General features: G+C 63.9%; 7 protein-coding genes. 1 reads left to right on the forward strand and 6 read right to left on the reverse strand.

Annotation, left to right across the window (positions count from 1 at the left end; all coding sequences use genetic code 11):
• Window positions 1-929: 929 nt before the first annotated feature.
• The gene (locus tag AYJ54_RS35875) at window positions 930-1,349 is read left to right on the forward strand and encodes a hypothetical protein (protein WP_063706667.1); all 420 of its coding nucleotides are present in this window, start codon (window positions 930-932) and stop codon (window positions 1,347-1,349) included.
• Window positions 1,350-1,545: 196 nt separating this feature from the next.
• Here the strand turns inward: AYJ54_RS35875 and lpxB are convergent, their stop codons facing one another.
• From lpxB to bamA, 6 genes are all read right to left on the reverse strand, one after another.
• Window positions 1,546-2,730 carry a lipid-A-disaccharide synthase gene (lpxB, locus tag AYJ54_RS35880; protein ID WP_136624161.1) on the reverse strand — a complete coding sequence of 395 codons (1,185 nt, stop codon included), beginning with the start codon at window positions 2,728-2,730 and terminating at the stop codon, window positions 1,546-1,548.
• Window positions 2,727-3,584 (reverse strand): LpxI family protein, encoded by an 858-nt coding sequence (locus AYJ54_RS35885; RefSeq protein ID WP_063706697.1) that lies wholly within the window; start codon window positions 3,582-3,584, stop codon window positions 2,727-2,729. The genes lpxB and AYJ54_RS35885 overlap by 4 nt, the downstream gene beginning before the upstream one ends.
• Before the next feature lie 19 nt (window positions 3,585-3,603).
• Window positions 3,604-4,398 carry an acyl-ACP--UDP-N-acetylglucosamine O-acyltransferase gene (lpxA, locus tag AYJ54_RS35890; protein ID WP_063706671.1) on the reverse strand — a complete coding sequence of 265 codons (795 nt, stop codon included), beginning with the start codon at window positions 4,396-4,398 and terminating at the stop codon, window positions 3,604-3,606.
• Window positions 4,399-4,619: 221 nt separating this feature from the next.
• Entirely contained in the window at window positions 4,620-5,078 is a 459-nt protein-coding gene (gene fabZ, locus AYJ54_RS35895) for a 3-hydroxyacyl-ACP dehydratase FabZ (RefSeq protein ID WP_063706673.1), read from the reverse strand.
• Window positions 5,078-6,145, reverse strand: coding sequence for a UDP-3-O-(3-hydroxymyristoyl)glucosamine N-acyltransferase (gene lpxD, locus AYJ54_RS35900; protein WP_063706675.1), 1,068 nt, complete (start codon window positions 6,143-6,145; stop codon window positions 5,078-5,080). Before lpxD ends, fabZ begins: the two co-directional genes overlap by 1 nt.
• A 125-nt stretch (window positions 6,146-6,270) precedes the next feature.
• A partial coding sequence (gene bamA / locus AYJ54_RS35905) for an outer membrane protein assembly factor BamA (protein ID WP_063706677.1) occupies window positions 6,271-8,031 on the reverse strand: 1,761 nt, incomplete at its 5' end.

The raw sequence follows: 8,031 nt of genomic DNA on the forward strand, positions 1-8,031 counted from the left end.
GCAGTCTCGTAGAGTGGGCAAAGGCGCGAAGCGCCGTGCCCACCATGTATCCACACGGCTGTCGGCGGTTGGTGGGCACGCTACGCTTTGCCCACCCTACTAAGGCTACGATGCCGACAACAACCCTCCGACACGAAAGACACGCGTCAGCCAGACCATCAACGGCGGTCGACTATCTCATATGACGCGCGAAACTCATGCGCTGCATGTGGCTCGCATGATGCGCAAACCTGTGTCCGGGAGCATAGCCCGAAGCGCCTGGATGACCGCGCACGCTGCCGTGGGCTCGGAAGAGATGGCCCGGCGCGTGACCAGAGGCACCGGGATGTCCGGCAACAGATCCACTCGTGCGGAAGGACGTTCCGGGCGCAAATCCCGAAGCTCCGCCACCGCGCGCATAGCCGACTGAAGCAGTCGCAGCCGCAAGGCTGGCGATAGCGAAAAGTAACAAGACTCTTCTCATCATTTACGCTCTCCGATCAATTGTCGTGGGCACACATCAATCATTGCTGCCAACACAATCGGGCGCCGTCAGCGATGTTCCGCCAAACGGCAAAAACCGCGAATGACGAATGACGATTGAGTTAATTTCTGTCAGATGTGTCAGCGGCGTGAACCCGTCCTGGAGCCGCCGCTGCAATCAGAAGCGACAGGTGTCAAACGAAGCAATCTCGGAAGCGGGGAGCGTATCCGTCCAGCCCGCGCTACCGGGGCGCTGCGGCCTCCCTGATGCGGCCGCGCCCCCATTCAATCTCCGCGAGAGCGAGCACGATTCCATGTTGGCGATTGGACATCTTTGGAACTTATCTGTGGTCGGCCTATTCATCGCGAGTTCAGTGCAAACGACGTAACTGATCCGGTACGCAACGTCGAGAGATTCCTGCCGACGTCGAGCGTAGAATCACTGCTGACTTCCAAGGGAGAAACTCATGATCAATCGGCGCCTCGTGCTCGGCACGATTGCGACAGCCGCCATGCTCGGCGCGTCTCACATCGCCTTCGCGAAGGAGAAACATCACCTCAACGGAAAGGACCTCCTCGGCGAGAGGATCAAGAAGAATGGCAAGCACAAAATCCACACGACGGGAAAGAAGGTCGATGTCTTTGCGGAAGTGAACAACGGCAAGGTCACTGCGGTGACCGCCGCCGGAATGCAGGTGAAGAAGGTAAGGTCGCGGCAGAAACTGGCCGAGACAAGCCCTGGCCTGACGCTTGCCAACATGCAGGTTGCGCAAGCCGACCTCTACTATTACGGCTATTGGGTCTACGATGATGCAACCGACTACTACTATTGGTTCCCGGCCGACTACGTGATCGTCGACGGATCATGGGTCGAGTACACGGCCTGAGATCGGCGAGCTGAAGGGTGTAGCTCGAAGCGGCGCCATCATCGCGATGGCGCCGCATGCGTTTGAGGAGAATGTAGGGTGGGCAAGGCTTCCGCCTTCGCTCGACGGGCGAAGGTGGAAGCGTGCCCACCATTTCGAGTTCGAGAAGATGGTGGGCACGTTGCGCGACGAGCGCAGCTTTGCCCACTCTACAATTCTATCCGACCTGCCTGCCCTTCCGCATCGTCGCAAGCACGATGTCGGCGGCGAGCACGCTGGGCGATTTGTTGCCGGTCGACATGATCGCGTCGAGCCTGGCGAACGCCTCGACCTGTTGCCTGCGCAGCGGCGAGTCCGTCAGCACCTCTTCGAGCGCCTGCGCGAGCATCTCCGGGGTACAGTTCTCCTGCAGGAATTCGGGGATGACGTCGCGGCCGATCACGAGGTTGGCGAGGATCACCGAGGAGACACGGATCGCGCGACGCAGGATGAACGCTTCGATCGCGCCGACGCGATAGGCCGTCACCATCGGAATCCCCGACAGTGCAAGCTCGAGCGTTACGGTACCGGATTTCGCCAGCGCCGCGCGGGCGATGCGGAAGGCGGCCCGCCTCTCGGCTTCACCCACCACGATTCGCGGCTTGACCGGCCAGCTCGCCACGCCCTCGCGCACCGTCGATTCCAGATGCGGCATGGTCGGCAGCATCAGCTCGAACGCGCGACCTTCGGCCTGCAACCGGCCGAGTGCGCTGCCGAAGACGTCGAGATGATGCCTGATCTCGCTGCGGCGGCTGCCGGGCAGCACCAGGAGCACCGGCGGCTCGCCGTCGCGCCGCTTCTGCTCCTCCGCATTCGGCCGCAGCGACGACAACTGCTCGATCAGGGGATGGCCGACATAGCTGCAAGGCGGGCCGCGCAGCTTGCGGTACTCCTCCGGCTCGAACGGCAGCAGGCCCAGGACATGATCGACGTAGCCGAGCATGGCGCGCGCCCGGCCCGGTCGCCAGGCCCAGACCGAAGGCGAGACGTAGTCGACGATCGGGATCGCGGGATTGCGCGCGCGGACGCGGCGCGCGACACGATGGGTGAAATCGGGGCTGTCGATGATGACGAGCGCGTCGGGCGCCGCCTCGGTCACGGCATCCGCGGTCTTGCGGATCAGCCGCAATATCTTCGGCAACTGCTGCACGACGGCAGCGAAGCCGACGATCGACAGCTCCTCGATCGGAAACAGCGACTTAAGGCCTTCGCGCGCCATGGTGCGGCCGCCGACACCCTCGAACTGCACGCCATCGCCGAGCCGCTGGCGCAGCACCTTCATCAGGGCCGAACCGAGCCGGTCGCCGGATTCCTCCGTCGCGATCAGGAATATCTTTCGCTTTGGATCGCGCCCCTGCATCACGCCGGCAGACCGATGACGAAGAGATATTTGGCGTCGGCGAACTCGATCATCGCCTGCGGCTCGGCGGCGATGGTGTTGCCGGCGATGACGGCGATGCCGGCAAGGCCCGCCGCGGCGACGCCCTCGAGCGTGCGCGGGCCGATCGTCGGCAGGTCGAAGCGCAGGTCCTGCCCGCTCTTCGGCGCCTTCATCAGCACGCCGCGCCCCGTCGCCGCGCGGATGCGTCCCTCTTCGCGCAGGCGCGCGACGCGTGCAAGCAGCGCGTCGGTCCCCTCGATGTCTTCGACCGCGACCACATGGCCGTCGATCACCACCGCAGCCTGGCCGATGTCGAACGGCCCCAGCGCGGCCAGGACGGCGCGGCCGCGCTCGATGTCGGTCTTGGCGTTTTCGGCCGGCCAGGCACGGGTGATGCAGCCCTCGGGCATCAGGAGGTCGGGCGCGACGTCCTTGATGCCGACCATGCGGAAGCCGTCCTGCTCGAGGATGCGCCCGACGCCGGACAACAGATGATCGTCGCCGCCACGAAATGCACGGATGACGTTGCCGAGCAGCCGCAGCGTCTTGAAGTCGAACCGGATCTCGGAGAGCGAGGGCCGCACCAGGGTGCCGATGAAGATCAGGTCGCGGCAACCTTCCTCGCGAAACAGCCGCATCGCGCGGCCGAGCTGACCGACCGAAATCCAGCGATGGCGGAATTTCTCCACCCGCGCCGGATCGCAGGCACCGCGCAGCGGAAACAGCACCGGCGTGATGCCGCGCGCGGCAAGCGACTCCGCGACCGCAAAGGGCATGGCGCCGCCGCCAGCGACCACGCCGACGGGAGAGACGATTTCGGGAGCCGCTGACGTCATGGTGGCGGCCATCCCCCGATCACTTCGCAATAGCGGGAAGGCAGAGCGGGCGGTGCTTGCCCTTGCCGATGAAGTCGAGGATCTCGGCGATCGCGGGATCCTCGCCGGCGAGCGGCTGCACAGCTTCGAGCCGTTCGGCGAACATGCCGGGGCCGTGGAACAGTCTTTGGTAGAACGCGCGCACGGTCGCAAGGCGCTGCTTGGTGAACTTGCGCCGCTTCATGCCGATGATGTTGAGGCCTTCCAGCACCGCGTACTGGCCGTTGATGAGCGCGAACGGGATGACGTCGTCGCGTACGCCCGAGAGGCCGCCGACCATCACCTGCGGACCGATGCGCGTGAGCTGATGCACCGCGGACAGGCCGCCGATATAGACGAAATCACCGATCTCGCAGTGGCCGCCGAGCGTCGCCGACGTCGCGAAGATGACGTTGTTGCCGACCATGCAGTCATGGCCAACATGGCTGTTGTTCATGAAATAGCCGCCATTGCCGACCCGCGTCAGGCCGCCACCCTTGATGGTGCCGACGTTCATGGTCGCGCCTTCGCGAATGGTGCAGCCGGAGCCGATCTCGAGTTTCGTGGGCTCGCCCTTGTAGCTGAGATCCTGAGGCGCCCCGCCCAGCACCGCGAACGGTGAAATCACGCAGCCGTCCCCGATCGACGTATGGCCGATGACGGTGACCTGTCCGATCAGTCTGCAGTTCGCTCCGATCACGGCATGGGGGCCGATGACGCAATAGGGCCCGATCTCGGTGCCCTCGCCGATCACGGCGCCGTCCTCCACCCGCGCGGTGGGATCAATCTTACTCATCAAGAAGGTCTGATTATGTGTTGAAGTCGCTGGGTTTTCCGGTGGTTAGCGCGACTATGCCCGATCTGTCCAGTGACGTATCATCTCGGCATATTTCACACGCCGGACCAAGTAGCCGCCCCGACGCATCAACGACTTCATCTGGAGCATTAGGAAGCTGCGTGCAGCGAAGCCGCGACGCCTGCCGGAGCGAGATGAAGCCGACGTGAGAGCGCCCGCGCTCAGTCCGTCAGCATGGCGCCGACATCGGCTTCCGCAACGACCTGGCCGTTGACCTTGGCGTCGCCGTGAAACCACCACATCGCCTTGCGGCGACCGAGCGAACGCATGTGATACTCGATGGTGTCGCCGGGCAGCACGGGCTTGCGGAACTTGCACTTGTCGATGGTGAGGAAATACACCGCGCGGGGCTTTTCGGTGCCCTCGACCGACTTGATGCCGATCACGCCCGCTGTCTGCGCCATCGCCTCGATCATCATCACGCCCGGATAGACCGGCCGATCCGGGAAATGTCCCTGGAAGGCGGGCTCGTTGAAGGTGACGTTCTTGATGCCGATGCCGCTGTAGTCGGTGCGGATGTTGATCACCCGGTCGATCAGCAGCATCGGAAAGCGGTGCGGCAGCGTCTGTAGAATCATGTTGATGTCTACGAGCTCGAACCTGACCGGTGCCTCCTCCATCACTCTTGTCCCTCGTCCTTCCGATCCGCCTTGCTGTCGCGCACCAGACGCTCCACAGCGATGATCTCCTTGAACCACTGTTTGGTCGGCTTGGCGAAATGGCCGCCCCAGCGTCCGTTGGGCGGGATGTCGTCCTTGACGGCGCTCATGGCGGTCACCTGAGCCCCGTCGCCGATCTTGAGGTGATTGTTGATACCAACCTTCGCTCCCAGCGCCACGTTATCGCCAATGGTCAGGCTTCCGGCGAGCCCGATCTGGGCCGCCAGCAAACAGTGCCGGCCGATCGTCACATTGTGGCCGATCTGGACCTGATTGTCGATTTTGGTGCCCTCGCCGATCACGGTGTCGCGCAGGGAACCGCGGTCGATGGTGGTGCCGGCGCCGACCTCAACGTCGTTCTGGATCAGCACCCGGCCGGTCTGAGGCACCTTCAGGTGCCCCTCAGGACCGAAGAAGACAAAGCCGTAGCCTTCCTGGCCGATGCTGCAGCCAGGATGGATCAGGACGTTGTTGCCGATCAGGGCGCACTGGATGACCGTGCGGGCGCCGACATCGCAGTCCCGGCCGATCTTGACGCCGGGGCCGATCACCGCGCCGACCCCGATCAGCGAACCGGTACCGATCTCGACCTCCGGGCCGATGACGGCCAGCGGATCGACGACAACACCGTCCTCGAGGCGCGCCGAGGGGTCGATGATAGCCGACGATGCGATACCGTCATTGCCGACCCACGATTGCGGGCGAAGCGCATCGCCGTGCCATTCCCGCGCGATCCTGACAAAGGCGCGGAACGGCTGCGCCACGCGCAGCACGGCCACATGCGCCGGGACCTCGGCCTCGAAGCGCGGACTCACCAGGCAGGCGCCCGCCTTGGTCGCCTTGAGCTGATCGGCATATTTCAGATTGTCGAAGAACGTCAGATGCATCGGGCCGGCTTCGTCGAGCGAAGCGAGACCCGTGATGACATGGCCTCCCCGGGAAGGGTCGACCAGCTGCGCCTTCGTCAGCGTGGCAACGTCAGCCAGCGCTGAGGCTGGCGGTTTCTTGAAAAAGGTCGGCTGCGCCATTCCACCCCGTCGCGGTCCGGCTTCGGCATGAAGCGGCCAGGCCGCATCATGCCCCATCTCTTGGATTGGCACGATCCCTTTCGGAAACCGGCTCCGGTGATCCGGATCGTGCCGTGCTGATCGAATTAGAACGAGGTGCCGCCGCCGAACCTGAACTCCTGCACGCGGTCATACTTGCCCTTGGTGAGAGGCACGGCATAGTCGAAGCGCAGCGGTCCGAACGGCGAAGCCCAGATCAGGCCGACACCAACCGACGTGCGCACCACCCGGCTGTCGTCATACACCAGTCCAGTACAGGTTCCCGCCGTCGGCGGATTGACGGTCGACGGAACACAGCTCGAGTTCTTCGGCGTCGTCAGTTCGTTGGTGACCGACCACGTGGTCGGACCCTGGTAGTCGAAGAGGCTGCCGGCGTCGGCGTAGACCGCACCCTTCAGGCCCACTTCCTTGGGCAGGAACCAGAACGGCATCTGCAATTCGAGCGAAGCGCCCCAATATTTGGTGCCGCCAAGCGCGTCCTGCGTACCGAAGGGATTCAGATCCCGCGGACCGATGCCGTTGGGGGCAAAGCCGCGGACGAGATTCGGGCCCATCTGGAAGTGATCGAGCATGCGAATCTCGTTGTTGCCGATCTTGGTCAGCACGCCGCCCTGGAGATGGACGAGGCCGACGAGGTCAGACACCAGCGACTGGTAGTACTTCGCGTCCATGGCGGTCTTCAGGTAGGTGACGTCGCCGCCCACGCCCGCGAAGTCCTGCCGAAAGTCGATGAGCAGACCGTCGGACGGGTTCTTGTTGTTGTCCAGCGTGTTGTAGTTCAGCGTGTAGCCGAGCGCCGAGGTCAGCGTCCTGCCGCCAGCGAGCTCCTTGCGCACCGGCAGCGAGGCTTCGCCGTCGCTGTAACAGCCGAGGCCGTTGCTCGAGGTCAGATCAAGCGGTGGCGTCTGGGACGCTGCGAAGGCCGGGCTCGGGTTGAATGCCGACGATCCCAGGACGTTGTTACAGTTCGCCAGGGTGGACGGCAGCGTGATTTCCTGCTGGTAGATCGAATAACGCACCTGGAGCGCCAGATCTTCCCGCAGGCTGAAGCCGAGGCGCGGGCTGAAGCCCAGCGTCTTGGTGCCGTAGGAGATGAAGCTGTTGGCGAGCTGCTGGCGCTGATAGAGGTCGAGGCCCAGCGCGACGCGGTAGTCGAGCAGATAGGGCTCGACGAAGGACAGCGAGTAGCCGCGGGCATACTGGCCGTAGGTCACCGCCGCTTTGGCGAACAGGCCGCGGCCAAGCAGGTTGCGCTCGGAGATCGAGACTTCGGCCAGCGCGCCGTCGGTCGTGGAGTAACCACCCGACACCGAGAAGTCGCCGGTCGACTTCTCCTCGAGATCGACGATCAGGACCACGCGGTCGCTTGAGGAGCCGGGCTCCGTGGAGATCTTGACGCTCTTGAAGAAGTCGAGGTTCTTCAGGCGGCGCTCGGCGCGATCGACCAGCGCGCGGTTGTAGGCGTCACCCTCGGAGATGTCGAACTCGCGCCGGATCACATAGTCGCGCGTGCGGGTGTTGCCACGGATGTTGATACGTTCGATATAGGTGCGCGGCCCTTCGTCGATGTTGAAGACGATGGCTACAGTGTGCGCCTCGAAGTTGCGGTCGCCGCCCGGGCGGACCACGGCGAAGGCATAGCCGCGGCGCGAGGCCTCGATCTGCATCTCCTCGACCGACTTCTCGACCGATTCGACGTTGTAGAGCGATCCGATACTGACGCGCGAGTAAGAGCGCATCGAACTCGCGTCAAAATTGGGAATGCTGGAGCGGAAATCGATCGAGCCGATGCGGTACTGCTGGCCTTCCTCGATCTTGAAGGTGACGAGGAAGCCCTTCCTCTCCGG

Source organism: Bradyrhizobium centrolobii, from assembly GCF_001641635.1.
Lineage (GTDB): Bacteria > Pseudomonadota > Alphaproteobacteria > Rhizobiales > Xanthobacteraceae > Bradyrhizobium > Bradyrhizobium centrolobii.

What these genes read in the sequence shown, in the direction of transcription:
- fabZ (WP_063706673.1), bottom strand. Translation starts at nt 5,078, where the DNA reads ATGGAGGAGGCACCGGTCAGGTTCGAGCTCGTAGACATCAACATGATT.
- AYJ54_RS35875 (WP_063706667.1), top strand. Translation starts at nt 930, where the DNA reads ATGATCAATCGGCGCCTCGTGCTCGGCACGATTGCGACAGCCGCCATG.
- lpxA (WP_063706671.1), bottom strand. Translation starts at nt 4,398, where the DNA reads ATGAGTAAGATTGATCCCACCGCGCGGGTGGAGGACGGCGCCGTGATC.
- lpxD (WP_063706675.1), bottom strand. Translation starts at nt 6,145, where the DNA reads ATGGCGCAGCCGACCTTTTTCAAGAAACCGCCAGCCTCAGCGCTGGCT.
- AYJ54_RS35885 (WP_063706697.1), bottom strand. Translation starts at nt 3,584, where the DNA reads ATGACGTCAGCGGCTCCCGAAATCGTCTCTCCCGTCGGCGTGGTCGCT.